Annotated in this window: 27 protein-coding genes and 1 pseudogene; 19 read left to right on the forward strand and 9 right to left on the reverse strand. The window is 70.0% G+C overall.

The annotated features are described in order from the left end of the window. Window positions 1-6: 6 nt before the first annotated feature. Entirely contained in the window at window positions 7-1,104 is a 1,098-nt protein-coding gene (gene bagB, locus G528_RS0115600; RefSeq protein ID WP_026919765.1) for an ArsA family ATPase, read from the reverse strand. After that, window positions 1,104-2,129: an ATPase BagA gene (gene bagA, locus G528_RS0115605; RefSeq protein WP_026919766.1), complete on the reverse strand. Its 1,026-nt coding sequence runs from the start codon at window positions 2,127-2,129 to the stop codon at window positions 1,104-1,106. Before bagA ends, bagB begins: the two co-directional genes overlap by 1 nt. A 50-nt stretch (window positions 2,130-2,179) precedes the next feature. On the opposite strand from bagA, the gene sp36 reads away from it, so the two are divergent. Genes sp36 through G528_RS0115625 form a run of 4 tightly spaced genes read left to right on the forward strand, consistent with a single transcriptional unit; the run spans window position 2,180 to window position 4,329 of the window. Beyond that, window positions 2,180-2,344 (forward strand): Sp36 family protein, encoded by a 165-nt coding sequence (sp36, locus tag G528_RS18575; RefSeq protein WP_156890486.1) that lies wholly within the window; start codon window positions 2,180-2,182, stop codon window positions 2,342-2,344. Between the two features lie 4 nt (window positions 2,345-2,348). Then, window positions 2,349-2,822, forward strand: a complete 474-nt coding sequence (locus G528_RS0115615; protein WP_026919767.1) for a RidA family protein — start codon at window positions 2,349-2,351, stop codon at window positions 2,820-2,822. A 7-nt stretch (window positions 2,823-2,829) separates the two neighbouring features. Continuing rightward, a complete protein-coding gene (locus G528_RS0115620) occupies window positions 2,830-3,435 on the forward strand; it encodes a TetR/AcrR family transcriptional regulator (protein WP_026919768.1) in 606 nt (201 codons plus the stop codon). Window positions 3,436-3,483: 48 nt separating this feature from the next. Further along, window positions 3,484-4,329, forward strand: coding sequence for an MBL fold metallo-hydrolase (locus G528_RS0115625; protein WP_026919769.1), 846 nt, complete (start codon window positions 3,484-3,486; stop codon window positions 4,327-4,329). A gap of 68 nt (window positions 4,330-4,397) precedes the next feature. Here G528_RS0115625 and G528_RS0115630 read toward each other — a convergent pair whose 3' ends face one another. Beyond that, a complete protein-coding gene (locus G528_RS0115630; RefSeq protein ID WP_026919770.1) occupies window positions 4,398-5,072 on the reverse strand; it encodes a Crp/Fnr family transcriptional regulator in 675 nt (224 codons plus the stop codon). 154 nt (window positions 5,073-5,226) lie between these two features. Further along, window positions 5,227-5,541, reverse strand: coding sequence for a hypothetical protein (locus tag G528_RS18580; RefSeq protein ID WP_051198896.1), 315 nt, complete (start codon window positions 5,539-5,541; stop codon window positions 5,227-5,229). A 173-nt stretch (window positions 5,542-5,714) separates the two neighbouring features. Here G528_RS18580 and nth point away from each other — a divergent pair, with 173 nt between their 5' ends. The 4 genes from nth to G528_RS0115655 are packed head-to-tail and all read left to right on the forward strand — an operon-like array spanning window position 5,715 to window position 9,065. Beyond that, on the forward strand, window positions 5,715-6,401 hold the full coding sequence (gene nth / locus G528_RS0115640; RefSeq protein WP_084638283.1) for an endonuclease III: 687 nt from the start codon (window positions 5,715-5,717) through the stop codon (window positions 6,399-6,401). Next, a complete protein-coding gene (locus G528_RS0115645; RefSeq protein ID WP_026919772.1) occupies window positions 6,398-7,078 on the forward strand; it encodes a TlpA disulfide reductase family protein in 681 nt (226 codons plus the stop codon). Before nth ends, G528_RS0115645 begins: the two co-directional genes overlap by 4 nt. Continuing rightward, entirely contained in the window at window positions 7,078-7,863 is a 786-nt protein-coding gene (locus G528_RS0115650; RefSeq protein WP_026919773.1) for an NUDIX hydrolase, read from the forward strand. Before G528_RS0115645 ends, G528_RS0115650 begins: the two co-directional genes overlap by 1 nt. Beyond that, window positions 7,860-9,065, forward strand: coding sequence for a MarP family serine protease (locus G528_RS0115655; RefSeq protein WP_026919774.1), 1,206 nt, complete (start codon window positions 7,860-7,862; stop codon window positions 9,063-9,065). Before G528_RS0115650 ends, G528_RS0115655 begins: the two co-directional genes overlap by 4 nt. A 68-nt stretch (window positions 9,066-9,133) precedes the next feature. Here the strand turns inward: G528_RS0115655 and G528_RS0115660 are convergent, their stop codons facing one another. The 3 genes from G528_RS0115660 to acs all read right to left on the reverse strand — a co-directional run bounded on the left by G528_RS0115660 (window position 9,134) and on the right by acs (window position 12,689). Beyond that, a complete protein-coding gene (locus G528_RS0115660) occupies window positions 9,134-10,072 on the reverse strand; it encodes an alpha/beta fold hydrolase (RefSeq protein WP_026919775.1) in 939 nt (312 codons plus the stop codon). Window positions 10,073-10,088: 16 nt separating this feature from the next. Then, window positions 10,089-10,619 carry a phage holin family protein gene (locus tag G528_RS0115665; RefSeq protein WP_026919776.1) on the reverse strand — a complete coding sequence of 177 codons (531 nt, stop codon included), beginning with the start codon at window positions 10,617-10,619 and terminating at the stop codon, window positions 10,089-10,091. Between the two features lie 126 nt (window positions 10,620-10,745). Further along, window positions 10,746-12,689, reverse strand: a complete 1,944-nt coding sequence (gene acs / locus G528_RS0115670; protein ID WP_026919777.1) for an acetate--CoA ligase — start codon at window positions 12,687-12,689, stop codon at window positions 10,746-10,748. A gap of 236 nt (window positions 12,690-12,925) precedes the next feature. On the opposite strand from acs, the gene G528_RS0115680 reads away from it, so the two are divergent. Beyond that, window positions 12,926-13,675, forward strand: coding sequence for a Fic family protein (locus G528_RS0115680; RefSeq protein ID WP_026919778.1), 750 nt, complete (start codon window positions 12,926-12,928; stop codon window positions 13,673-13,675). Window positions 13,676-14,077: 402 nt separating this feature from the next. On the opposite strand, the gene G528_RS0115685 is transcribed toward G528_RS0115680, so the two are convergent. Further along, complete coding sequence (locus G528_RS0115685; protein ID WP_026919779.1) at window positions 14,078-14,893, reverse strand: HAD family hydrolase; 816 nt, start codon at window positions 14,891-14,893, stop codon at window positions 14,078-14,080. Between the two features lie 442 nt (window positions 14,894-15,335). On the opposite strand from G528_RS0115685, the gene G528_RS0115690 reads away from it, so the two are divergent. From G528_RS0115690 to G528_RS0115715, 6 genes are all read left to right on the forward strand, one after another. Then, entirely contained in the window at window positions 15,336-16,280 is a 945-nt protein-coding gene (locus tag G528_RS0115690) for an esterase/lipase family protein (protein ID WP_245569807.1), read from the forward strand. An 85-nt stretch (window positions 16,281-16,365) separates the two neighbouring features. Further along, a complete protein-coding gene (gene ssd / locus G528_RS0115695; protein ID WP_026919781.1) occupies window positions 16,366-17,421 on the forward strand; it encodes a septum site-determining protein Ssd in 1,056 nt (351 codons plus the stop codon). Beyond that, window positions 17,418-18,605 carry a TadA family conjugal transfer-associated ATPase gene (locus G528_RS0115700; protein WP_026919782.1) on the forward strand — a complete coding sequence of 396 codons (1,188 nt, stop codon included), beginning with the start codon at window positions 17,418-17,420 and terminating at the stop codon, window positions 18,603-18,605. The genes ssd and G528_RS0115700 overlap by 4 nt, the downstream gene beginning before the upstream one ends. After that, a complete protein-coding gene (locus tag G528_RS0115705; RefSeq protein ID WP_026919783.1) occupies window positions 18,602-19,396 on the forward strand; it encodes a type II secretion system F family protein in 795 nt (264 codons plus the stop codon). Before G528_RS0115700 ends, G528_RS0115705 begins: the two co-directional genes overlap by 4 nt. Further along, window positions 19,393-20,004 (forward strand): type II secretion system F family protein, encoded by a 612-nt coding sequence (locus G528_RS0115710; RefSeq protein ID WP_425402248.1) that lies wholly within the window; start codon window positions 19,393-19,395, stop codon window positions 20,002-20,004. Before G528_RS0115705 ends, G528_RS0115710 begins: the two co-directional genes overlap by 4 nt. A 116-nt stretch (window positions 20,005-20,120) precedes the next feature. Then, entirely contained in the window at window positions 20,121-20,765 is a 645-nt protein-coding gene (locus tag G528_RS0115715) for a hypothetical protein (RefSeq protein ID WP_156890487.1), read from the forward strand. Between the two features lie 91 nt (window positions 20,766-20,856). Here G528_RS0115715 and G528_RS0115720 read toward each other — a convergent pair whose 3' ends face one another. Then, complete coding sequence (locus G528_RS0115720; RefSeq protein WP_026919786.1) at window positions 20,857-22,227, reverse strand: J domain-containing protein; 1,371 nt, start codon at window positions 22,225-22,227, stop codon at window positions 20,857-20,859. 348 nt (window positions 22,228-22,575) lie between these two features. On the opposite strand from G528_RS0115720, the gene G528_RS18585 reads away from it, so the two are divergent. From G528_RS18585 to G528_RS18850, 4 genes and pseudogenes are all read left to right on the forward strand, one after another. After that, window positions 22,576-23,463: a hypothetical protein gene (locus G528_RS18585; protein WP_156890488.1), complete on the forward strand. Its 888-nt coding sequence runs from the start codon at window positions 22,576-22,578 to the stop codon at window positions 23,461-23,463. 168 nt (window positions 23,464-23,631) lie between these two features. Further along, on the forward strand, window positions 23,632-23,853 hold the full coding sequence (locus G528_RS0115730) for a DUF4244 domain-containing protein (RefSeq protein ID WP_051198906.1): 222 nt from the start codon (window positions 23,632-23,634) through the stop codon (window positions 23,851-23,853). A 6-nt stretch (window positions 23,854-23,859) separates the two neighbouring features. Continuing rightward, the gene (locus tag G528_RS18845; protein ID WP_026919788.1) at window positions 23,860-24,228 is read left to right on the forward strand and encodes a TadE family type IV pilus minor pilin; all 369 of its coding nucleotides are present in this window, start codon (window positions 23,860-23,862) and stop codon (window positions 24,226-24,228) included. 22 nt (window positions 24,229-24,250) lie between these two features. Next, window positions 24,251-24,583, forward strand: a pseudogene (locus G528_RS18850) (Rv3654c family TadE-like protein); the annotation flags it as partial. Window positions 24,584-24,587 lie beyond the last annotated feature (4 nt).

The following is a 24,587-nucleotide window of genomic DNA, read 5'->3' on the forward strand; positions in this document are numbered from 1 at the left end:
GGTTGGTCAGCCGCGACTGGTGATCTGTTCGGCCACCGCGCGCAGCGCCGACGCATCGGCCACCTCGAACGGCAGCGCCGGCACGCCCACGCGGGGGACGCTGGGGTGAGACGAGGTGAACCGGCCCAGCAGGTGCAGTTCGCGTTTCGCGGTCGCCGCCCGCTCGATGTGCACCTTGAGCACCCCGCGGGTGAGGTCGTCGGGCACCGTCGCCATCGCCGTCTCGGCGGCCGCCGGGCTCAACGAGGTCAGCGTGGGATGTGTCCGGTTGACGATCAGCCCCGCCAACGGCATGGAGTCCTTCGACAGTCGCTCCACGAAGAACGAGGCCTCGCGTAACGCATCGGGTTCGGGCGCCGCGACGACCACGAACTGGGTGCCCGGCGCTTTGAGCAGATCGTACGTGCGGTTGGCGCGCTCCTGGAATCCGCCGAACATCGAATCGAGGGACTGCACGAACAGTGCGACGTCACGCAGGATGTCGCCGCCGACGATCGTCGCGATCCCGCGCATCGCCATGCTCATCGCACCGGTCACCACGCGGCCCACGCCGCGTCCGCCGCCGACGAGCATCTTCATCAGCCGCCCCGAGAGGAACGACCCGAGTCGTTGCGGGGCGTCGAGGAAGTCGAGGGCGTTCCGTGACGGCGGCGTGTCGACGACGATCAGATCCCACCGCTTCTCGTCGAGCAGCTTGCTCAGTTTCTCCATCGCCATGTACTCCTGCGTGCCGGAGAACGATGAGGCCACGGTCTGATAGAACGAGTTGTTCATGATCGACTCCGCGCGCTCGGGCGTCGAATGCTCGATCACCATGTCGTCGAAGGTGCGACGCATGTCGAGCATCATCGCGTCGAGGGTGCCCGGCGCGTCGTCGTCGAGGGGGACGGGCTGCGGCTCGTTGGTCAGCTCGCTCATGCCCAACGACTGCGCCAGGCGTCGAGCGGGGTCGATCGTCAGGACCGCGACGCGACGCCCGTGCTCGGCGGCGTAGAGGGCCATCGCGGCCGCGGTCGTCGTCTTGCCGACACCGCCGGAACCGCAGCACACGACCACCTGGGTCGCGTCGTCGGTGAGGATCTGCCCCATCATGAGGTCGGGCATCACGCACCTGCTCTCTTCAGCACGGCCGACAGTTCGTACAGCGCGCCCAGATCCACACCGTTCTCCACGGTGGGCAGTTCCAGCTGCGCGACGTCGACCTCGTCGAGTTCGGCGCGGGCGATGTGCTGGGCCTGCAGGCGTGCGGCGTAGTCGATGGTCTCGGTGAGCAGGCCGGCCAGGTCGTCCTCGGACAGGCGGATGCCCGCGTCGGCCAGCGAACTCGCGACGCCCGCGGAGTCGATGCGGCCCTCGGCGATGGCGTCGGTCTGATCTTCGGGAAGGTACGGCGGGTTGGCCCGGTTGACGATGATGGTGCCGACCCGCAGGTCCTTCTCCCGCAGTTCGGCGACCGCTTCGACGGTCTCCTGGATCGGCATCGCCTCCAACAGCGTGCACAGGTGCACCACCGTGTCGGGGGAGTGCAGCAGTGCCACCACACCCTCGGACTGATTGCGGATGGGCCCGCTCTTGGCGAGGTCGCGCATCGCGGACGTCACGTCCAGGAAGCTGCCGATGCGTCCGGTCGGCGGCGAGTCCACGACGATGGCGTCGTAGGTCCGTCCGCCGCCCTTGTCCGTCGCGATGACCCGCTCCTTGATCTTGCCGGTCACCAGGACGTCCTTGAGGCCCGGCGCCACCGTTGTCACGAAGTCGATCGCGCCGACCCGCTTGATGGCGCGCCCCGCGAATCCGAGGTTGTAGAACATGTCGAGGTATTCGAGCAGCGCGTGCTCGATCTCGAGGGCGAGCGCCCACACCGAGCCGCCGCCGTCCATCCCGACGAGCTGGGTGTCGGTCGGTGGCAGCGGGGGCACGTCGAAGAGCTGCGCGACGGCTTGGCGTTCCTCGCATTCGACGAGGAGCACCTTCTTGCCCTGCGACGCCAGAGTGAGTGCGAGAGCCGCGGCGACGGTCGTCTTGCCCGTGCCGCCCTTACCCGACACGAAGTGCAGGCGGGCGTCGCGCGCTTGCGCCGGCCACCGCTCTTCGTCGGCGGTTCGATCTTCGTTGACCACGACGATCACCTTATCCACCACCTCCACCCGCCCGGCCGCCAACCGATAAGGTTGACCGTATGAGTGCTGTCACCGCTTGGGAATACGTCACCGTTCCGCTGCTCACGCACGCGACGAAACAGATCCTCGACCAGTGGGGGGCCGACGGCTGGGAGCTGGTCAGCGTGCTTCCGGGGCCGACCGGCGAACAGCACGTCGCCTACCTCAAGCGCGCGAAGGACTGACGCCGTGTCCGGGCACGTGACGACGCGACTCGCCGAACTGGGGATCTCCCTGCCGCCGGTGGTGCCGCCGGTGGCCAGCTACACGCCGGCCGTGCGAGTCGGCGACCTCGTCCACACCTCCGGTCAGCTGCCGGTCGTCGACGGGCAGCTGACGTCGACGGGCAAGGTCTCCGAAGGCGCCGAGGGCGTGGTGACGCCCGCACAGGCCAACGCGGCGGCCCGCCAGTGCGCACTCAACGCGTTGGCGGCGGTGCACGCCCTGGTCGGCATCGACTCGGTGGTCCGCGTCGTCAAGGTCACGGGCTTCGTCGCGTCGGCACCCGGTTTCACCGGGCAGCCCGGGGTGATCAACGGCGCCTCCGACCTGTTGGGCGAGGTCTTCGGCGACGCGGGCGTGCACGCGCGGTCGGCCGTCGGCGTCGCCGAACTCCCGCTCGGCGCGCCGGTCGAGGTGGAGATCGTCGTCCAGGTGGCGTGAGGAGACAGTGCCCTCCGCCCGACGCCGACTGCGCACCTCCACTCCCGTCGAGGAGCAGGAGGGACTGATCCTGGCGGCCGCGCGCCGCGAGTTCACCGAGACCGGCGTGCGGCGGGCGAACATGGACACCGTGGCGCGGGCCGCCGGTGTCTCGCGGAGCACGCTCTACCGGCGATTCCCGAACAAGGACGTCCTCCTGGGGAAGCTCGGTGAGCAGATCGCCCGCGACGTGCTGCGCCGGCTCGATTCGGTGGTCCGCGGTCGACCGCCCCGGGACGCGGTGGTGGAGGCGTTCGTCGAATGCACCCGCATCGTCGCGACCGACCCGCTCGTCCACCGACTGCTCATCGACGACCCGTACGTCGGCGAGGTGCTGATCAACCAGAACGCATCCTCCGCGCCGGGGTTCATCGTGGCGAGCGCGACGGCGGTGGCGACCTCCCTGCGCCGTGCGGGCGCCGCCATGCCGGACGATCAACTGCACCTGGCCGCCGAACACCTCGTCCGAATCACCTTGTCGCTCGCCCAGATCCGCACGCCCGGCCTCGACATCACCGACGAGGCCGCGATCCGCGCGTACGCCGAGACCTTTCTCGCGCCGGTCGTCCGCTGACCCGACGGGACCGCCCACCGCGGGTTCGCGGGGACGTATCCTCGACGCATGTCGTCACATCCGCTCTCCGACACCGAGGAAACCCCGTCCGGCGCGTCCCATCCGGCGTACGGAACGGTCCGCGAGGTGACGCCCTTCGCGTCGGTCCTGCTGTGCCGCAATCCCGGCGTCATGGAGTTGGACGGCACCAACACCTGGATCCTGCGTGCGCCGGGCAGCCCGACGGCCGTCGTCGTCGACCCGGGCCCGGCGAAACACGGTGCCCACCGCCGAGCGGTGGCGGAGGCCGCAGGTGACGTCGAACTGGTCCTCATCACCCACCGGCACCACGATCACGTCGGTGCGAGCAAGAAGTTCCGCAAGCTGACCGGCGCCCCGCAGCGCGCCTACTCCGACGTCTACTCCAAGGGGGCGCCCCGCCTGCGAGACCGGGAGGTGATCCACGCCGCCGGGCTTCGGATCACGGTGATGCACACCCCCGGCCACACCGCCGATTCGACGAGTTTCCTCGTCGAGTGGGAGGGGCGGCGGGCCGTCCTCACGGGCGATACGATCCTCGGTCGAGGCACCACGGTCCTCGATCCCGCCGACGGCACCCTCGCCGACTACTTCCATTCGCTCAACCGACTGATCGTCGACGCCTCCGATGCGGTGGTGCTGCCCGGCCACGGCCCCGATCACGCGGAGCTCGGCCCGATCGCCCGCTACTACAAGCAGCACCGCGAGGAGAGGCTCGAGCAGATCCGGGACGCGCTCGACCGGCTCGGCGTCACGCCGAAGGAGGCGAAGCCGATGAAGGTGGTGCGCGCGGTCTACGCGGACGTCGACAAGAAGCTGTGGCCCGCGGCCCGGATGTCGGTCAAGACCCAACTGCACTATCTGCGCAGTCTGTGAGTCCTGCGCGGGCTGTGAGTCCCCGCCGCCCCGAAACGATGAGGGGCAGAAACGACGCGAGACGGGGCTCAGCGAGCGCGGCGCGCGAGCCGCTCGGAATCCGCGATTAGGACGCTCTTGCCTTCCAGACGCAGCCATCCGCGCTGAGCGAAGTCGGCCAGGGCCTTGTTGACCGTCTCGCGGGAGGCGCCGACCAGCTGGGCGATCTCCTCCTGCGTCAGATCGTGGGTGACCCGCAGGGCGCCGCCCTCCTGCGTTCCGAAACGCTGGGCGAGCTGCAGGAGCTGCTTGGCCACGCGACCGGGGACGTCCGTGAAGATGAGGTCGGCGAGGTTGTTGTTGGTGCGGCGGAGGCGGCGGGCCAGGACGCGCAGCAACTGCTCGGCGATCTCGGGGCGGTCCTTGATCCACTTGCGCAGGGCGTCCCGATCCATCGTGACCGCGCGGACCTCGGTGACGGTGGTGGCCGACGAGGTGCGGGGTCCCGGGTCGAAGATCGACAGTTCGCCGAACATGTCGGACGGACCCATGATCGTGAGGAGGTTCTCGCGACCGTCGGGCGAACGACGGCCGAGCTTCACCTTGCCGGACAGGATGATGAACAGGCGGTCGCCCGGCTCACCCTCGTGGAAGATCACATGGCCGCGCGGAAACTCGACCGGCTGAAGTTCCTTTGCGAGCGCAGCCACGGCAGCGGGCTCGACGCCCTGGAAAATGCCTGCCCGTGCTAGTACTTCTTCCACCTACGAACCTCTCTCATTACATCGCCGCGTCGAGCGTCACAGACTCAATGACCAAGACTACGTGGAAAATCATAGATGTTGCATCGGTCACTGTACGCATTAGTAGGGAACTACCGCGCGTCGTACACGAATTCGCCGCCTGGGCGGCCCCGCGTCACGACGCCCGAGTGTCGGACGATCGTCCGTCTGCGGCCGACGGTGCGGCGTCGCCCGACGACGGCGAATCGACGAGGGCACCCGGCGCGAACTCGGCATCGTCCTTGGTGCGGCGACTGCGCAGTTCGTCGAGAGCCGCGGGCAGACCGTCCTTCGCGAGGTTGCTGACATCGGTCTCGTCCGCACTCTCGAGGAACTCCTCGACATGCGCTCGGCCGACCGACAGCCGGTCCAACCCGGCCTGCACGCGCTCCATGGCGAGCGCGAACAGCATCAGCGCAGCGGGGAACAGGAGAACGGACAAACCTTGCATGGGCTTCAGTAAACACCGGTTCTCACGCCGACCGGAAACCCGGATGAGCGTCGTCACCGAGTTGTGACCCGGGGGCGGCGGCCCCGGGAGGGCGCGGTCGACGGCTAACCTGGTCAGTTGTGAGTGGACGGAAGCCGGAGACTCGCCTGGGCCTGGTCCGCCGCGCCCGGCGGATGAACAGATCGTTGCAGGTGGCGTTTCCCCACGTCTACTGCGAACTCGATTTCACCACCCCGTTGGAACTGTCGGTCGCCACGATCCTGTCGGCGCAGTGCACCGACGTGCGGGTCAACCAGGTGACACCGGCGCTGTTCGCGCGCTACCGGGATGCATGGGCGTATGCGAACGCCGACCGCACCGAGCTCGAAGAGCTCATCCGATCGACGGGCTTCTACCGGAACAAGGCGAACTCCATCATCGGCCTCGGCCAGGCGCTCGTCGCGCGGTTCGACGGCGAGGTGCCCGGAACGCTCGCCGAACTGGTGACGCTCCCCGGTTTCGGGCGGAAGACCGCCAACGTCGTCCTGGGCAACGCCTTCGACGTCCCGGGGATCACCGTCGACACCCATTTCGGTCGGCTCGTGCGCCGGTGGGGGTGGACCCAGGAGACCGATCCGGTGAAGGTGGAACGGGCCGTCGGCGAACTGTTCGAGAAGCGCGACTGGACGGACCTGTCGCATCGGATCATCTTTCACGGCCGACGCGTCTGCCATGCGCGGCGTCCGGCGTGCGGCGTGTGCGTCCTGGCGCGCGACTGCCCGTCGTACGGTGAGGGGCCCACCGACAAGAACGAGGCGGCCGCCCTGGTGAAGGGGCCCGAGACCGAGCACCTGCTGGGGCTCGCTGGAGTGAGCGGATGACGTTTCTGAAGGAACCGGCGACGCGGGCGACCATCGCCTTCGTCATCGTGGTGATCGCACTGATCGCGGCGCTGTGGCCGCGGGGCGGCGACGACTCCGCCGAACCGCCCGCCTCGCCGTCGGGGTCGACGGCCGCGTCGGCTCCCGCCGAGCAGCCGGTGTCCGACGACGAACTGGCCCGCACGCGCGCCGAAGCGGCCCTCCGCCCCTGCCCGGCCGACGACGTCGCGCCCGCCGACGGAGCCGTCCTCGCCGGGGTGAGCGCACCGTGCATGGCCACCGACACGACGATCGACGTCGGCCGCGCCACCGCCGGGAAACCGCTCGTGATCAACATGTGGGCCGTCTGGTGTCTGCCGTGCCGCCACGAGCTGCCGGTGTTCGACGAGCTCTCGCAGCGGGCGGGCGATCGCCTCAACGTGCTGGCCGTCCACGCCCGCGAGGGCGGCGACCAGCCGTTCGCCGTCCTCGACTTCCTCCGAAGCATCGACGTGCACCTGCCGGTGATCACCGATCCGCACGGTGCGGTCGCCAAAGCCGTCCGGGCGCCCCGGATCTTCCCGTCGACACTGCTCATCGACGCGGACGGAACGGTCGTCGCGACCCTGCCGCAGGTGTTCTCCTCGGTCGACGAACTCGCCGACGTCGTCCGCGAGCATCTCGGAGTGGATGTCTGATGAGCCGGTCCCGCCCGGTGGGCCCACTGGTGCCCCGCGACGAGATCCCGCCGTGGCTGCACGCCGTCACCGACGACCCGGCGGTCGTCAACGAGAAGGTGCTCAACCGCGGGGGCGGTCGCGCCCGCTGGGCCGCCGCCCTGCGCGGTAAACGGTCGGCCGCGGTCCTGGTCCTGTTCGGCGGCTCCTTCGACGCCGACGCCGACCACCCCGGCGGCCTGCCCGCCGACGCCGACGTCCTGCTCCTCGAACGGGCGTCCACGCTGCGGAACCACGGGGGCCAGATCGCGTTCCCGGGCGGAGCGCGTGACCCCGGCGACGACTACCCGGTCGGTACCGCGATGCGCGAGGCCGCCGAGGAGACCGGTCTGCGCGAGGACGGCGTGACGGTCCTCGCCAACCTTCCGGTGTTCCCGGTCCCGTCGGGTTTCGAGGTGACCCCGGTGATCGCGCACTGGCCGACCCCGAGCGAGGTGTACGCCGTCGACCACGGTGAGACGGCCCGCGTCGATCGGGTGAACCTCAGGGAGCTCCTCGCGCCCGAGAACCGTTTTCAGGTGAGTCGCACCATCATGGGCGGGCAGGTCTACAAGGGGCCGGCGTTCCTGTACGACGGCATGCTGGTGTGGGGCTTCACCGGCGGCCTGATCGCCGCGATCAGCGAGGCCGCCGGGTGGGACGTACCGTGGGACACCGGTGACGTGCGCCCGCTGGAACGCATGATCGCCGAGACCGGAGGCCGACAGGTCTCCGGGTTCGAACCACCGGAGAACGGAGTCCGATGAGCGGATCGGTGTGGGTCGACCTCCTCATCGTCGGCGTCGCGCTCCTGGCCGCCCTCAGCGGTTTCCGGCAGGGGGCGGCCGCGTCGGCCCTCGCATTCCTCGGCGTCGTCCTCGGCGCCGTCGCCGGCGTCCTGCTGGCCCCGCTGATCATCAGCCGGTTCGACGATGCCCGGCTGCGTCTCGTCGTCGGAATCCTGTTGATCGTGGTCCTCGTCGTGGCCGGCGAGGTGGCGGGAATGGTCCTCGGTCGCGCCGCGCGCAGCGGCATGCACTCGCCGTCGCTGCGTCGCGTCGACAGTTGGGTCGGCTCGGTGCTGCAGGCCGTGGCGATCATCCTGGCCGCCTGGCTGCTGGCGTTTCCGCTGCGCAGCTCCGATCAGATCCGGGTCGCCCACGCGATCGACGACTCGCTGGTGATCAGGGCGGTGGACGCCCTCGCGCCGCAGTGGGTCCACGACCTGCCGAACGATTTCACGGACCTCATCGAGAGCTCGGGGCTCAAAGAGGTCATCGGGCCCTTCGGGCAGACTCGCGTCGCCAACGTCGACGCCCCCGACCCTGCGCTCGCCCGCGTCCCCGCCGTCGCGTCCGTGCGGCCCAGCGTCCTGAAGATCACCGGCGTCGCCCAGAGCTGCGGGCAGGCGCTGGAGGGCAGCGGTTTCGTCGTCTCGCCCGAACGGGTGATGACGAACGCCCACGTGGTGGCCGGGACCGACACCGTCAGCGTGCACACGCGCGGCGGACGGGAGCTCGCGGCCACGGTGGTCTGGTACAACCCCCGCAACGACATCGCGGTGCTCGACGTGCCGGGACTGCGGGCTCGGGCACTGTCGTTCTCCACCGAGGAGGCGACCACCGGTGACGACGCCATCGCCCTCGGTTACCCGGAGAACGGACCGTTCACCGTGACACCGCTGCGGATCCGCAATGCGGTGAACCTGCGGGGCAACGACATCTATCGGAGTGCCCGCGAAGTGGAGCGCGAGGTGTACACGGTCCGCGGCGACATCCGGTCGGGGAACTCCGGCGGGCCGATGATCGCCCCCGACGGCAGCGTCCTCGGCGTCGTCTTCGGCGTCGCCCAGGACCTGAGCGACGACACCGGTTTCGTGCTCACCGCACGTCAGGTGCAACGCGATCTGGCGGCCTCCGAACAGAACGCCCTCCCGGTCGACACCCAGCGGTGCGCGACCACCCATTGACCGTCGCCGCCCGCGAGCCGTGACGCCCGCCGCGAGCGGTGACGCCCGCCGCGAGCCGTGAGGTGGCGTCAGCCCGCCGCGAGCTGCCCCAACAGCAGGTCGGCGAACTCCTCGGGCGCCTCTTCGTGCACGAAGTGCCCCGCACCGGACACCATCCGGTAGTCCATCAGCGGCGCCCACCGTTTACTGTGGTTCATCACCGAGTCGAGGATGTAGCGGTCCTCGCGGCCCCGGACCCCCAGCACCGGAATGCGAAGACGCTTGTCCATGACCTCCATGAACCGGCGACCGTCGGGGCGGAACTGGGAGCGGAAGGCCCACCGCCGATACTCGAGGCTGCAGTGCGCGACCCCGGGGATCTGAATGGCCAGGCGATTCCGGTCGACGGCCTCGGCGAAGTCCTCGGTCCGCTGCCAGCCGTCGGCGGCCCGCTCCCGGAAATAGCGTTCGACGAACGCGCCGTCGTCACCGACCAGGCGCCGCTCCCCGAGGCGGGGCAGCTGATTGTGCAGGAACGGTGCGAGGAACGCGGACCGTTCCTCCGCGTTGAACAGCACGCCCTGCTTCAACGCGCGCGGATGCGGCGACGACAGGACCGTGATCGAATCGACCGCCCCCGGATGCAGTGTGGCGGTGGCCCAGCAGACCAGCCCGCCGTCGGCGTGGCCGACGAGATGGGCCGACGAATGACCCAGCGCCCGGATCAGCGCGTGCGTGTCACCGGCCAACGTCCACCCGTCGTAGCCTCGCGGCGGCTTGTCGGAGTCGCCGTACCCGCGCAGATCGACGGCGACGGCCCGATACCCGGCGTCGGTGAGCGCGTCGAACTGGTGACGCCAACTCCACCAGAACTCTCCGAAACCGTGCAGAAGCAGCACCAGCGGACGGTCGGCGACGAACCGCCGGGCCTCCACGGCGTGGAATCGCAGTCCGCCGGCTCGGACGTCGAAATGCTGCCAGGGGCCCTCGAAGCGGACCAGGGTCGGATCGGGCGGGGACGTCGTCACTCTCGTGGTGCGCCGATCAGCCGCGGGACGGGTCGTGCGCAGGCGGAATCTGCGGGTGCGCCATGCCGCCGGTCGAGGCGGTGCCGCCCTTGCCGGGCAGCACGCTCGAGAGCTCGCCCACCGATTCGATGGTCTTCTCCGGGGCCCGCAACTTCTTGAGGAACAGATAGCCGGCCACGATCAGGATCAGCGAGATCACCACGAGGAGCAGGAACACGATCCCGAACGCCGCCCACGTCGGCAGCCAGATGTCGAGGACGAAGCCGACGAAGACGAAGAAGAAGAAACTCGAGAACAGCAGCAGCGCCGCCGCCACGATGAGCAGTGCGCCGCCCGCACCGGCCTTCTTCGCCTCCCGGACGACCTCCGACTTGGCGAGAGCGATCTCCGAACGGAACAGCGTCGAGGCGCTCGCGGTGGCGTCCTTGACCAGACTCCCGATCGTCGGCTCGCCACCCGGTCCGAGATTCGCGTCGGACATCGGGATGTTCGGCACGCGGGGAGCGCTGCTCGGGTCGGTGGGCCTGGCGTCGGAATTTCCGCTCACGAATACTCCCTTGAAGATCGATGGTCGGTCTCATGTTGCCATGCCGTGATGATCGGCGAAACGACACCGCCGACCCGGCAGGTCGGCGGTGTCGGTGAGCGGGGGTGCACCCCGGCCCCGGGCGGATCAGGCTCGCTGAGCGCGAATCGCCTCGAAAACGCCGGGATCGACGAGCGTCGAGGTGTCGCCGAGCTCGCGGCCCTCGGCGACGTCCTTGAGAAGGCGGCGCATGATCTTGCCCGACCGTGTCTTGGGCAGTTCGGGCACCACGTTGATCTCCCGCGGCTTGGCGATCGGCGAGATGTCGGTGGCCACCTGGTTGCGCAGCTCGGCGATCAGCTCGTCGCCGGAGCTCTCGGCTCCCTCGGTGAGGATCACGAACGCCACGATGCCCTGACCGGTCGTCTCATCGGCCGCGCCGATGACGGCCGCCTCGGCGATCGCGCTGTGCGAGACCAACGCCGACTCCACCTCCGACGTGGAGATCCGGTGGCCGGAGACGTTCATGACGTCGTCGACGCGGCCGAGCACCCAGAGGGCGTGATCGTCGTCGTAGCGGGCGCCGTCACCGGCGAAGTACCAGCCCTGCTCGGCGAACCGCGACCAGTAGGTGTCCTTGAAGCGTTCGGCGTCTCCCCAGATGGTGCGGAGCATCCCGGGCCAGGGACGGTCGAGGACCAGGTATCCCTGTTCGCCGTCGGCGACGTCGGCGCCGTTGTCGTCGACGACCTTGGCGCTGATGCCGGGCAGCGGACGCATCGCCGACCCCGGCTTGCACTCGGTGACGCCGGGCAGCGGGGAGATCATGATGCCGCCGGTCTCGGTCTGCCACCAGGTGTCGACGATCGGGCAGCGCCCGTGGCCGATCACCTCGTGGTACCAGCGCCAGGCCTCGGGGTTGATCGGCTCGCCGACCGACCCCAGCAGACGCAGGCTCGACAGATCGTGCGCGTCGGGGATGGCGCGGCCCCACTTCATGAACGTCCGGATCAGCGTCGGCGCGATGTAGTAGATCGTGACGCCGTAACGCTCGATGATCTGGAAGTGACGGTGTTCGTCGGGGGAGTTCGGCGTCCCCTCGTAGATCACCTCGGTCGCCCCGTTCGAGAGCGGCCCGTACACGAGGTAGGTGTGGCCGGTCACCCAGCCCACGTCGGCGCCGCACCAGAAGACGTCGCGTCCCTCCTTGTGGTCGAAGACCGTGTGGAACGTGTAGGCGGCCTGCGTGAGGTACCCGCCCGAGCTGTGGACGATGCCCTTCGGCTTACCGGTGGTCCCGGAGGTGTAGAGCAGGAACAGGGGATGCTCGGCGTCGAAGGCCTCGGGCTCGTGATCCGGCGACGCCTCGCCGACGGTGTCGTCCCACCACACGTCGCGCCCCTGCACCCAGTTGAGGTCGGGGTCGTGGTTGGTGCGTCGCACCACGATCACCTTCTGCACCGAGGCGGCCGCATCGTCGCCGGTGCCGAGGGCCTCGTCGACCGCGGTCTTGAGGGGTGCCGGCTGGCCGCGGCGGAACTGACCGTCGGTGGTGATGACGACCTTGGCCTCGGCGTCGTCGACGCGGGACCGCAGGGCCGCCGCGGAGAATCCGGCGAACACCACCGAGTGCGTCAGGCCCAACCGCGCGCACGCGAGCATCGAGACGATCGCCTCGGGCACCATCGGCATGTAGATCGCCACGCGGTCGCCGGTCTGCAGGCCGATCGACGCCAGATAGTTCGCGGCGCGCGACACCTCGTCTTTGAGCTGGGAGTAGGTGATGTCGCGGGAGTCGCCCGGCTCGCCGACCCAGTGGATCGCGACCCGGTCGCCCTTGCCCGCCACCACGTGGCGGTCGACGCAGTTGTAGGCGACGTTGAGCTTGCCGCCGAGGTACCACTTCGCGAACGGCGCGTCCGACCAGTCGAGGACCTGGTCGAAGGGCGTCTCCCAGTCGAGGCGCCGTGCCTGCTCGGCCCAGAACTCCATCGGATCGGCCTCGGCGCGGTCGTACATGTCCGCGGTGGCGTTGGCGTTCGCGGCGAATTCTGCAGACGGTGGGTAGACCTTGGGTGCGCTCGAGGACATCGTCGTATGCCTTCCTTCGTTCTGTTGACCGTTCATCTGTGGCGGTCGGTGCCGGGGCGGTCGATTCTGACGGTCGACGCCGGGGCCGATCGGCCGGGTCCCACGCGGGACCACATCTGTGAGCGTAGTCACGTCGCGTGCTCAGTGTGGTGGCGGGACGGTTGCATGCGGGTTGCGAGCGACGAACGGTCGACGGGCGTCGGTCGACGGTGTGCGGCGGCGATACAGTTGCAGTCGTGAGTGACGACCCGCTGGCCCCCCTGCTCGACCTGCCCCGTGTCCGTAAGGCGTCCGAGCGCGCCCGCGACGCGGTGAGCGCCGCCCACCGCCACCCGATCAACATGCGTCAATGGGACAAGACCTCGCGCGAGGCGTCGTGGCGGGCCGGGCGGTCGTCGGCGGCGATCGACGGCGGCACCACCGACATCGGTCGCGACGACCTGGGTGACCCCGTCGCCGCGGGCGCCGTGCGCGTGGCGCAGTCCCTCGACGGCGAATCGATCGACTCCGCGGTCGCGGTCTTCCGCCGCGCTCCCGCCCAGGCCCTGGCCCGATTGCACACGCTGGCCGCAGCCGACCTGGTCGACGACACGGACCTCCTCGGTCGGCCGCGGTCGGAGCCGCACATCGCCCAGCGCCTCGACTTCCTCGGTCAGCTCATCGTCGGCGGGACGTCGGTGCCCGCGCCCGTGCTCGCGGCGGTGGTTCACGGCGAGCTGCTCACGTTGGCCCCGTTCACCGAGGCGAACGGCGTGGTGGCGCGCGCGGCGTCGCGTCTGGTGTCGGCGTCCACCGGACTCGATCCGCATCTGCTGGGGGTCCCGGAGGTCACGTGGCTCAAGCGGGTCGGCCGGTATCACGAGCTGGCGGCCGCGTTCGCGACCGGCGAGGCGGGGCCGGTCGGGGAGTGGATCGTGTTCTGCTGCGAGGCGATGACGGCCGGCGGCGCCGAGGCCACGGCGATCGCGGACGCGGCGCGCGGCTGATCGCCGGACTGAACACTGTCACTGGACTGAACACATATGTGCGGGCGGCCGCCCCACCGATTCCTCGGTTTCGGGTTGCCGCCCGCGAGCACGGACTCAAGTGACCAATGCGTGCATATGTGGGTTGTGGGGCTCGTCTCGGCGAGTGACTGCATACATCTCGTCGTGATTCGAAGGCGGGTGCTCGACCTGCGCGAGTCACGAATGATGTCTGCGGTGTCGCAGACGCACAACACTTGTGCCAATGCGGCGCGCTCCGCGTGGGTGCTTGCCGTCCGTGCTGGGAACTTGCCGGTCCGGGGGCTTCTGCCCTTCTCCTCCGGGAGAAGCTTTGCCGTCCGGGGTTCCGTACCCACCTTTATACCGAGTGATCGGCGTCACAGCAAGGGGTTGGCGGAAAAATCATGCAGCCGCTGACCTGGTGCTTCGTCCGTGCCGATGGCGATAGATCAGCGCGGCTGCGGCGACGGCGCTGATTCCCGTGGCGCACAGGGCCGTTCGTGTCACCGCCGGGTGTGACGACCAGCCGGGCGCGGTGGGGGAGACGAAGTCGAGGGCCTCCCAGCCGCGGGTCAGCGCGTGCGCGCGGAGCGTCTTGTCGGGGTTCACGACGGTCGGGTGGCCCACGGCGTCGAGCATCGGAATGTCGGTGCTGGAGTCGGAGTACGCGTAACTGCGGCTCAGGTCGTAGCCGCGTTCGGCGGCCAGCTCGCGCATCGCGACCGCCTTGTTCTCGCCGTAGCAGTAGAAGTCGAGTTCCCCCGAGTAGCGGCCGTCGACGATCCGCATGCGGCTGGCGCGGACCACGTCCACGCCGAGGAGTTCGCCGATCGGCTCCACCATCTCGATGCCGGACGCCGAGATCAGCACGATCTCGTGTCCGGCCTCCCGGTGCTGGGAGATGATCTCGGCGGCCTCGTCGAAGATGACCGGTCGCACGATGTCGTCCAGGGTCTCCGAGACGATGTCGCGGACCGCGGCGGCGTCCCATCCGGTGCACATGTCGGTGACGTGCTTGCGCAGCTTCTCGACCTGATCGGCCTCGGCGGAGGCGAGGAGGAACTGGAGCTGGGCGACGGCGGCCTTGAGCATGGCCCGCCGCGTCAGCAGGCCGCCGTCGAAGAAGGGTCTGGTGAACGCGAGGGCGCTCGACCGGGCGATGACGGTCTTGTCGAGGTCGAAGAACGCCGCGATGCGGGGCGATGACTCGGGGGTCACACCTCGGATCGTACGGAGGCGGCGGCGCTCGCGCGTCCCGATCGCGCGTTCGCGTCGGATGCCGTGCGTCCGGCCCGCTGCGGCCCTCCGCGTGTAGGGTGTGACGTAGCGAACACGAAATCGGATTAGTTGGCATTGCAAAGGTCGCGTGGGCGCGTGTAACTTGATAGTCAACCGGCGTAAGCCGGTAGCTTTCAGCCCGACCCCCCGGGGCTGAAACGCTGATGACCCCGGCCTCCTCCCCCCTGGCCGGGGTCGTCTCATGTCTGGGGGTCTTTTTCATTTACTTGTCACCGTGCCCAGGGACTCTTTTCACCCGCCGAAGGTGATACGGCCCGGAAGATTCGTCGCAAAGACCCTGTGGGCCGGCGTCGTGCGCGGTACGTTCGGGTGATCCGCACCATGCGACCGCAGTGAACGGCGCCTTCCCCGGGGAGAAGATGTGAAGAATCCGCTGGTACGAATCGTTCTCGCCCTCTGTGCCGCCGTTCTCGGCGCGCTCACCGCGGTGGCCGCCCCCGCCGACGCCCGCCCGGCCCTGCCCGAGGACTACAACTTCTTCGCCGGCATCCCCTACGAGTTGTCGCACCCGGGCGGATCACTGCCCGGGTCGAACGACTTCTCGTGCACACCGACCGCCGAACATCCCCGACCGGTGATCCTCGTCCACGGGACCGGCGGGGCGAAGACCACCAACTGGGGCGCCTACGTGCCCATGCTGAAGAACCGCGGATACTGCGTCTTCGCCCTCACCTACGGTGCACTGCCCGGACTCCCGTGGCCGATGACGGCGGTCGGCGGCATGGACCGCATCGACGTCAGCGCCCGCCAACTCGCACGCTTCGTCGAGCGCGTCACGAAGGCCACCGGCGCGCAGACCGTCGACCTCATCGGGCACTCTCAGGGCACCTACATGCCGACCTACTACCTCAAGTACCTCGGCGGCGCGGACACGGTGACGAACTACGTGTCCCTCGCGCCGCTGTGGCACGGCACCGGCGACCTCACGCCCGTCGCCGACGAGTTCGGTCGGCTGCTGGGCGATGTCCCGATGCCCGTGTGCGTCGGATGCGGCGGGATGCTGCCCGGGTCGAGCATGAACAAGAAGATCTGGCGCGGCGGCAGCCCGTACGTGAAGGGCGTGCACTACACCAACATCGCGACCCGATACGACGAACTGGTGCTGCCCTACACCTCCGGTCTGGTGCCCGGACGGCGCGGCGAGTCGGTCGAGAACATCGTCGTCCAGAACACGTGCGCGCAGGACTACAGCGATCATCTGGCCATCGCGGGATCGCGCCGGGCCGCCTACCTGGCCCTCAACGCGCTGCAACCCGACGACCCGGTGACCGTCCCCTGCGAGTTCGTCCCGCCGTTCACCGGCTGACGCCGGTCCCCAGCCGCGGGCGCCGTGTCGGAACCTGTGGACAACGCGCTTCTCCGACGGCGCACCGTGGGCGCACGCTCGATGCATGAGCGACGTTCTGCTGGTGATGGCGGCCCCCGAGCTGCACGACGACCTCGCGCGGTGCAGCGCCGCCGCCGGGTACGCGATCGTCGTCGGCGACCCGCGCCGGTGCCGGCACCAGTGGATGCGTGCGACGGCCGTCGCGGCCGATGCGCACGCGCTCGACACCGTCGCCTCCGCGGGGCTCCCGCGCCGCGCCGGACTGTTCGCGGTCGCCGGATCCGACGACGTCGGCACCCTGTGGCGGACCGGCCTGACGCTCGGGGCCGACGGCGGCTTCGTCCTCCCCGACGAGGACGCCGCACTGGTCGCGGCCCTCTCCCGCCTGCGGGAGCCACGCCGGCACCCGGCCGGCGCCGTCGCCGTGATTCCCGGGCACGGAGGCGCGGGAGCGAGCACTCTCGCCGGCGCCGTGGCCTTGGTCGCGGCCCGATCCGCACGCGTACTGCTGCTCGACGTCGACGCGGCCGGCGCGGGAGCCGATCTGCTCCTCGGCGTCGAATCCCAGCCGGGCCTCCGATGGCCCGACGTGAACGGGGAGACCGGGGCCATCGGCGGCGCGGCGTTGCGCGAGGCCGTCCCCCGCACGCGCGGTGTCGGGGTGTTGACCGGTGCCCGGGACGACTCGGTGCCGCTGCGCCCGGACACGGTCCTCGCCGTCCTCGATGCGGGACGCGGAGCCGGCGACGTGATCGTCGCCGACGTGGGCCGCGAACCGGGGTCGGTGACCACCGGGGTCATCGACTCGGTCGACCTCGCCGTCGTCGTCACCGCGGCGACCGTCCCCGCCGTCGCCGCGACGCGGAGGACGGTGGCGCGCCTGCTCGGCCACCGCGAATCGATGCTCGTCGTCCGGGGACCCTCGCCCGGCGGTCTGCGCGCCGAACAGATCGCCGAGGCCGTCGGCGTCCCCCTGCTGGCCGGGATGCGGCCCGAACCCGGAATGGCGGCGCGGTGCGAATCCCGCGGGCTGGTCCTGCGCCGCTTCGGACCGCTGGTCCGCGCCGCCGAGCGGGTCGCGGGCCGAGTCGCCGCGGCGACCGTGGCGGAGACGCGATGAGCGTCACCGACCCCGAACTCCTCGACCGGGTGCGACACCGGCTCGCCGCCGACTCGCACGGGGCGGCGACCGCTCCGGAACCGGATGTGATCGCCGCGGCGATCCGAGCCGAATCGGGCGGCCTCCTCGGCGACACCGACCTGCTCGCCGCACTGCGATATCTGCAGACCGAGATGGTCGGAGTCGGGCGACTCGAAGGACTGCTCGCCGATCCGTCGGTGACCGACGTCCTCGTCGTCGGACCCGACCGTGTGTGGGCCGATCGCGGCGACGGCCTCGAACCGACCGGCGTGCGGTTCGACGACGAGGCGGGGGTGCGACGTCTCGCCGCGCGCCTCGCGTTGGGCGCCGGCCGCCGACTCGACGATGCGCAGCCCTGGGTCGACGGACGGCTCTCGGGCGTCGGGCGCGGCGGTTCGCAGGTGCGGCTGCATGCCGTGATCCCCCCGCTCGCCGCCGACGGCACGTGCATCTCGCTGCGGGTGCTGCACGGCGCGTCCCAGGGGTTCGACGCGCTCGTCGCCGGCGGTGCGCTCGCCGCGCCCATCGTTCCGACGGTGCGCGCCGTGGTGGCGGCCCGCGTGGCGTTCCTGGTGGTCGGGGGTACCGGGGCGGGCAAGACGACGGTGCTCAACAGCCTCCTCGGCCTGGTGGACGAGCGGGAGCGGATCCTCTGCGTCGAAGACGCCCCGGAGCTCGCCCCGCAACATCCGCACGTCGTCCGCCTGGTGTCGCGGTCGGCCAACATCGAGGGGGCCGGCGAGGTGACGGTGCGGACCCTGGTGCGGCAGGCGCTGCGGATGCGTCCCGACCGCATCGTGGTCGGCGAGGTGCGGGGCGCCGAGGTCGTCGACCTGCTGACCGCGCTCAACACGGGTCACGACGGCTGCGCCGGAACGCTGCACGCCAATTCGATCACCGAGGTGCCCGCCCGCATGGAAGCACTCGCCGCGCTCGGCGGGATGGAGCGGCGTGCGCTGCACAGTCAGCTCGCGCCGGCCATCCAGGTGATCCTCGGGGTCTCGCGCGACCGCACGGGCCGGCGCGCCCTCACCGACGTCGGCCTCGTGCACCGCGATCGCGGCGGCCTGGTCCGGGTGGTCACGGCATGGTCCGAAGGCGGCGGCTTCACCGAGCACGCGCCCGACCTCGACGACCTCCTCGCACGTCGGGGCGCCCGATGAGCCCGGCGGCCCTGGTGGCGATCACCGTGGCCGCGGTGCTCGTCCTGTGGCCGAAGTCGCTCGTCGAACGCCGGGTCGACGCGATGTCCGCCGCCGCGCCGTCGTCGGGTCCGGGTCGACTCGATCCGTGGTGGGCGATCTGGGCGGGGCCCGCGACGGCGCTGGTCTTCGCGGGAGCGGGGCCCGCGGTGGCCGGTGCCCTCGTCGCCGCCCTGGTCGCGGTGCGCCGTCGTCGCGCACGTCGGGCCGCTGCCCGGGAGGCGGAGGTCGCCGATCTGGTCCGCGGCCTCGCGGTCATGTGCGCCGAACTGTCGGTGGGCGCGCCGACGGTGACGGCGTGCCGGGCCGCGGCCGACGAACTCGACCGCTCGGGGGCGACGAGTCCGGTGGGCGAAGAGCTGTCGCGGATGGCGGCGAGGGCCGAACTCGGCGGTGCGCCGGGTGGACCGGACGAGGGGGTCGCCGGACGGCTCGCGCATGCGTGGTCGACGTCGTTGCAGTACGGGCTGCCCGTCGCCGATTCGCTGGCGGCGTTGCGGGCGGACCTCACGGCGCGAGGAGAGTTCGCAGCCCGGACCGCGGCGGGACTTGCGGGCCCGCGAGCGACGGCCGCGGTGCTCGCGGGTCTGCCCGTTCTCGGCATCCTGCTCGGCGAGGGGATGGGCGCCGGCCCGGTCCATGTGCTGATGGGCACCGGGATCGGGAACGCGCTGCTGGTCGTCGGCACGCTGCTCGTCGTGGCGGGGATGGAGTGGTCGTACCGGATCACCGAGCGTGCGGTGCGACCGTGACGGGGGCGCTGACGTCCGGGACCCTGCTGTCTGGGCCGCTGCTGTCGGGAGCGCTGGTGGTGCTGGCGGTCGCGGTTCTCCTCTGGCCGCAGCCAGGGTGGACGCTGCGCCGAGCCGCCGGGATGCGACCGGAGGATCGGACCGCGGCACCAGGCGGCCCCGTCGACCCGTTCGACGCGGCTGCCGGCTACGACACGTTCGCGGTGTGCCTGCGGTCCGGTCTCCCGGTGGCGACGGCGGCGCGGGTGGCGGGCCAGGTGTCACCGGCCGCCCTGGGAGCACGGTTCGCGCGGGCGGCCGATCTGCTCGCCCTCGGTTCGGACCCGGAGAAGGCGTGGGAGACCGACGACGACGCTCCCGGCGACTTCGCGGATCTGGCGGCTCTCGTCCGCCGCGCATCGCGGGCCGGAGCGGCCCCGGCGGACGCGGTCGCCGGGTTCGCCGACGCGGTGCGCCGCCGCGCGGAGAACGCCGCGCTGGAGGCCGCGGAGCGGGCCGGGGTGAAGATCAGCGGTCCGCTCGGCCTGTGCTTCCTGCCGGCGTTCGTGTGCCTGGGCATCGCGCCGGTGGTGATCGGGCTGGCGACAGACCTCCTCGGCGGCCTGTGAGCGCTCGGCGTGTCGGTTTCGTCGGCTACCCGGACGTATGTGCGTCATTCGGTCGGTGGAACGCGCGTCGCGGGCGTTCCGTCGTCACCCGAACAGCCGAAACACAGAACATGAACATGAACACGCAGACACTCATCAGGGCGGCCGCCGCGACGACCGCCGCAGCAGCGATCGTCGGCGCCGTCGCCGGATGCGGCGGCGACACCGGGCAGGCGTCGTCCGCATCGAGCGGCACGGTCACCCGGTCCGCAGCATCACACGCGCCGTCACAGGTTCCGTCGTCCGCCGTCGCGGGGTCGCACACCGCGCCCGCGGGGACGGCCGTGCCGACCGAGCCCCAGGCCGACCCGCCCCAGACCGGCCGGCCCCGGGCCGATCCGACCCGGATTCCGCAGACACGGACGCCGGGGACCAGGGCGACCGGTACCCCGGAGACGGATCTGTCGCGGTACTACGGGAAGTGGTCGGGTCACGATCGCGGTTTGACGCTGCGCCCCGACGGGACCGCCACAGCGTTCCTCGGCGCGGGCGTCGGCCAGGCCGAGACGTGGTCGGCGTCGTGGGGCCGACAGGGCGACGGCATCGTCGTCACGCTCGACACCATGACCTCGAGGGAGGGCGCACCGCTCGGCCACTACTCGGGCCAGAGCTGGCCCGCCGTGCTGCAGACGGCGTCCGACGGCGTGACCGTCCTGCACATGGCCGGCTACGCCGACTGGTGTTCGCCGCGTTTCGGCTCGTCCGTCGTCTGCGGGGCCTGAGTGCGACGATGACCGTCGTTCGATGCCACCCGGTGACACCGTCGTCGCGTCGTGCGGGGTCAGTGGAGTGCGGGGTCAGCGGAGTGCGGGGTCAGCGGGGAGTGCAGATGTCGATGGCGTTGGCCTCGTCGAAGGTCTGCCCCTTGTCGGGGAAGAAGTACACGATCTTCGTGTAGGCGCGTTTGCCGCTGCAGGTCCCCGGTGCGAAGGCGATGACGTTGCCGGGTGTGTTCGCCTCTTTGTGGACACCGGACTTGTTCGGCGGCTGGTAGGTGCCGACGCCGGTTCCGGTGGCGCGGTCGGATCCCCAGTCGGTCCACGTGATGCCCGTCATCACGCTCGTCGACGACGCTCCGCCCAGATCGATGACTCCGGGCTGCGAGCTCCCGTAGCCTCTGCCGTTCGACTGCGGGGACCCCAGCACGATCGGTTCGGCGGTGTCGCCGGGTGGCCTGGGGGCCGGGGCGCCGGGACCGTCGAAGGTCTCGGCCCTCTCATTGGAGAGGAACACCCCGCTGCCGGTGGTGGTGTTCCAGCAGGTCAGGCCGTTGTACTCCGAGGCGCACACCCAGTCGTCGAAGTAGTACTGCTTGCCGTACTCGGCGCGGGGGACCTGGTAGCCGTCGTTCGCGGGCTGGTTCATCCAACCGGTGGTCCCGGTGCTGCCGTGGGGCGCCTCGACGCGATTGCCGGCGAACCCGAAGAGCCACTTGCCCTTGATGCTTCCGCCTATGCGTTCGGTGCCCAGCGGGCTGGAGGTGGTGTTCATGCTCCGCACGCCGCACTGCCCCTGCTTCCCGTCGCTGTCGGCGGTCTGGAAGTCGCATCCGATGCCGCCGGTCGGCGTCAGCAGGTGGGCGGACTTCAGTTTGCCGTAGCGGCTGACATAGGTGGGGAGCGGTTGTGCCGTGGCCGGGCGGGGGCCGCCCGCGGCGGCGTATGCGCCCGGGACGGGGGCCGTGGGCTCGGGCGCCGCCGGAGCGTCGGAGTGGTCGGGGGCCGCGGACTCGTCGGGGGCGTCGGCCTGCCGACTCGTGTCCGCCTGCGTGTCGGTGGTCGAACGGTCGTCGGAGTCGGTGCTGATGAGGAAGACGCCGACCGCCGCGACGGCGATCACCAGGACGGCCGCGATCGCCGTCAACACCGGGACCGAGACGCCGCGCCCACGCCGCGTGTGCGGCATGACGGGTGCGGATGTCGACGGGGCCGGTGCGGATGTCGGCGGAGCCGAGGCGATCTCGTCGAGGGCGGCGGGAGTCAGTTCGGGTGCGGCCGGGTCCGCGAGGCGGGCGTCGTAGGCCGCGCGACGTGCCGGATCGGCGAGGATGGCGCGAGCCGTCTCGAACTGGTGGCGAACCGTCGGGTCGGCCGCCGCTGCCTGCTCGGCCAGTATCTGCCCGAGCCGGTCGGACGACGCGTGTCGGTCGAGGCCGAACGCCCGGTACAGGTCGATATGAGCCATTGATGCCCCCGAGGTCACGGTCTCCGGCGGAGACTCCTGGTGAGAGAGGTCGCGTACGACTGCCCAGATCATCCCCCATCGAGCGTCGACCGGTCACATCCGCCGCGGTCCGTCCTCGGCTCACTGAATGACGGGAAAGGTAACAGAGTCGCGGTCCTCGCTGACCTCATCGTTCGTGATCCGACTGATCAGTCGGATGCCCGGGGAGGCTCTGTGGATTGTGAACGGAGAGTCGGTGCGACACGCCCGAGTGGAGCCTTATGGAACCGAAATCGCCGGATGTGCGTCTAACGAGCGTAGGCGCCGGAAGATCCCATGGCGTGTCGTGGGTAGTGAGAGGACGAGTTCGTGCCAGTATCGGTTCCGGAGAAGACTCTTGAGCACTGGGCTTCGCAGTACATTAACTATCGGTTTTTGGCGCATGCATCCCTCTGGTGGCCGGTGGCCGGGGAGGACATAGAGATCCGCCGGTTCCCGAATAACCGAATCGGGAAGAGTATTCAGATCGAGGTGAAGACGTGCACCGGGCGCACGGCGGGTGGGCGAAACTATCAGGACGTGTTCGTCGACATCGGCCAATTATGCGATTATCTGCGTCGTCCGAGCTATCTTCAGCCAGTTTATGCGATTCCCAGTCCAGACTGGCCGGGCGTGCTCGAGGAATTTGCACAGAGAGTCAATGGCCCGAGTGTCACCGAGCATGCCTTCAAACGAAGCGGCGAAGACGACTGGTGGTTCGCCGCGTGGATGAGAGTGTTGACGACCGCTGAGGTAGGCAAGGCCATGAGCGCCGAGATAGCCGCACATCGGACCGCCACAGTCAAGGCGAAGAATGGGGCGTTCACCCGTGGAATTAAGAAGAAGCTGGTCGAATACGAAGTTGGCGATAGAAAAAGGAAATCGACAAGGTGGGCCGGTGGCTACGCACCGCGAGTTCACGACTGGCGGGATTTCTGGACAGCGCTGAAAACCTGTGGACGGTCCGATTGGCCACAGGTCTTGTGGTTGCCTCCCGGCGCGGCCGGGAATTCTTACCAAAAATTTGCGGATTATCTGAGAGGCGTGGCCGTCGACGTTGACCCCGTGTTCGCCGATCCCGGATCCGATCTCCTTCCATTCATGGTCGACGACAACGGAGAATTCTCTGCGATCGACCCCGACGGTGGTGCGGAGACCGCGTCCATCGACCCGGAGGGCGATCTCCGATTCGGAGCGTGGCTGGCGCTGGGCAGGTGAGCCATGATTTACCCACGAGCCGACCGCATCGATCTGGCTGCGGCACGATAGCGATCGAGTCTACGCGACACGCCCGGCCGCCGACCGATGGAGCCGAACGCCCGGTCGCTGCGTCTAAAGAAGTGCAAGCACCCGGTCGGGGTGAGGATCGAGACTTCGGGGGACGTCATGGTGGGTGGAGCAGCAATTGTGCAGCGGTGCAAGGAGATCGGTGATCTCGCGGTACGCCTCGCAGCCGACGAGGAGGGGATGAGTACGGCCGAGTACGCGATCGGCACGATCGCGGCCGCGGCGTTCGGGGCCATCCTTTACACGGTGGTGACCGGGGATTCGATCGTGACGGCGCTGACGGGGATCATCTCGAAGGCGTTGAACACGTCGGTCGGATGACCGGCGATGCACCCGCCCACGTGCTCGATCGGCCGATTGGCGCGAGACGAGCGCGGCATGGTCACCGTGGAGGCCGCATATGCGCTGGGCGCCATTGCGGTGTTCCTCGTGATCGGGATCGGTGCGGTGGCGGGAGTGTCGGCGCAGATCCGATGCACCGACGCGGCCCGGGAGGTCGCGCGACTGACGGCCGCGGGCGATGAATCGGCGCGGTCGGCGGGCCGACAGGTGGCGCCGACCGGCGCCGACATCGCGATCGGATCCGAAGGCGACCGGGTGGTGGTCACGGTGTCGACGACGGTCCCGCTCCTCCCGATGGTCACGATCTCGGCCCGCGCCGTCGCAGTACGCGAACCCGAAGCAGGATCGGGATGACCGCGGGCAGGACGGCTTCTCGACGGTGACCGGCGCGGCGGTGATCGCAGCGCTCGCCGCGCTGCTCGTGGCGATCCTGTTCGTCGGCGCGGCGGTGGTCGCCCGGCACCGAGCGCAGTCGGCGGCCGACCTGGCGGCCCTGGCCGCCGCGTCGGCCCAACTGACCGGTCGGGGCGACGGCTGCACGGTGGCCAGAACGCTGGCGCGCCAACAGGACGGCCGCCCGACCGTGTCGTCGTGCGAAGTCTCCGGCGACGACGTGCAGCTCGAAGTTCAGGTGCATGTGCGCCTCGGACTGTGGGGTGTCCGCGCGGCACGAGCCGTGGCCCGGGCGGGCCCCGTCGAACCGACGTGACGCC

The sequence above is a fragment of the Gordonia shandongensis DSM 45094 genome (assembly GCF_000423025.1).
Classification (GTDB): Bacteria; Actinomycetota; Actinomycetes; order Mycobacteriales; family Mycobacteriaceae; genus Gordonia; species Gordonia shandongensis.

Coding starts and splice junctions, on each gene's coding strand:
- G528_RS0115720 (WP_026919786.1), bottom strand. CDS start 22,227: ATGGCTCATATCGACCTGTACCGGGCGTTCGGCCTCGACCGACACGCG.
- bagB (WP_026919765.1), bottom strand. CDS start 1,104: ATGCCCGACCTCATGATGGGGCAGATCCTCACCGACGACGCGACCCAG.
- acs (WP_026919777.1), bottom strand. CDS start 12,689: ATGTCCTCGAGCGCACCCAAGGTCTACCCACCGTCTGCAGAATTCGCC.
- G528_RS0115715 (WP_156890487.1), top strand. CDS start 20,121: ATGAACACGCAGACACTCATCAGGGCGGCCGCCGCGACGACCGCCGCA.
- G528_RS0115625 (WP_026919769.1), top strand. CDS start 3,484: ATGTCGTCACATCCGCTCTCCGACACCGAGGAAACCCCGTCCGGCGCG.
- G528_RS0115705 (WP_026919783.1), top strand. CDS start 18,602: ATGAGCCCGGCGGCCCTGGTGGCGATCACCGTGGCCGCGGTGCTCGTC.
- nth (WP_084638283.1), top strand. CDS start 5,715: ATGAACAGATCGTTGCAGGTGGCGTTTCCCCACGTCTACTGCGAACTC.
- G528_RS0115730 (WP_051198906.1), top strand. CDS start 23,632: ATGGTGGGTGGAGCAGCAATTGTGCAGCGGTGCAAGGAGATCGGTGAT.
- sp36 (WP_156890486.1), top strand. CDS start 2,180: ATGAGTGCTGTCACCGCTTGGGAATACGTCACCGTTCCGCTGCTCACG.
- ssd (WP_026919781.1), top strand. CDS start 16,366: ATGAGCGACGTTCTGCTGGTGATGGCGGCCCCCGAGCTGCACGACGAC.
- G528_RS18580 (WP_051198896.1), bottom strand. CDS start 5,541: ATGCAAGGTTTGTCCGTTCTCCTGTTCCCCGCTGCGCTGATGCTGTTC.
- G528_RS18845 (WP_026919788.1), top strand. CDS start 23,860: ATGCACCCGCCCACGTGCTCGATCGGCCGATTGGCGCGAGACGAGCGC.
- G528_RS0115650 (WP_026919773.1), top strand. CDS start 7,078: ATGAGCCGGTCCCGCCCGGTGGGCCCACTGGTGCCCCGCGACGAGATC.
- G528_RS0115645 (WP_026919772.1), top strand. CDS start 6,398: ATGACGTTTCTGAAGGAACCGGCGACGCGGGCGACCATCGCCTTCGTC.
- G528_RS0115700 (WP_026919782.1), top strand. CDS start 17,418: ATGAGCGTCACCGACCCCGAACTCCTCGACCGGGTGCGACACCGGCTC.
- G528_RS0115655 (WP_026919774.1), top strand. CDS start 7,860: ATGAGCGGATCGGTGTGGGTCGACCTCCTCATCGTCGGCGTCGCGCTC.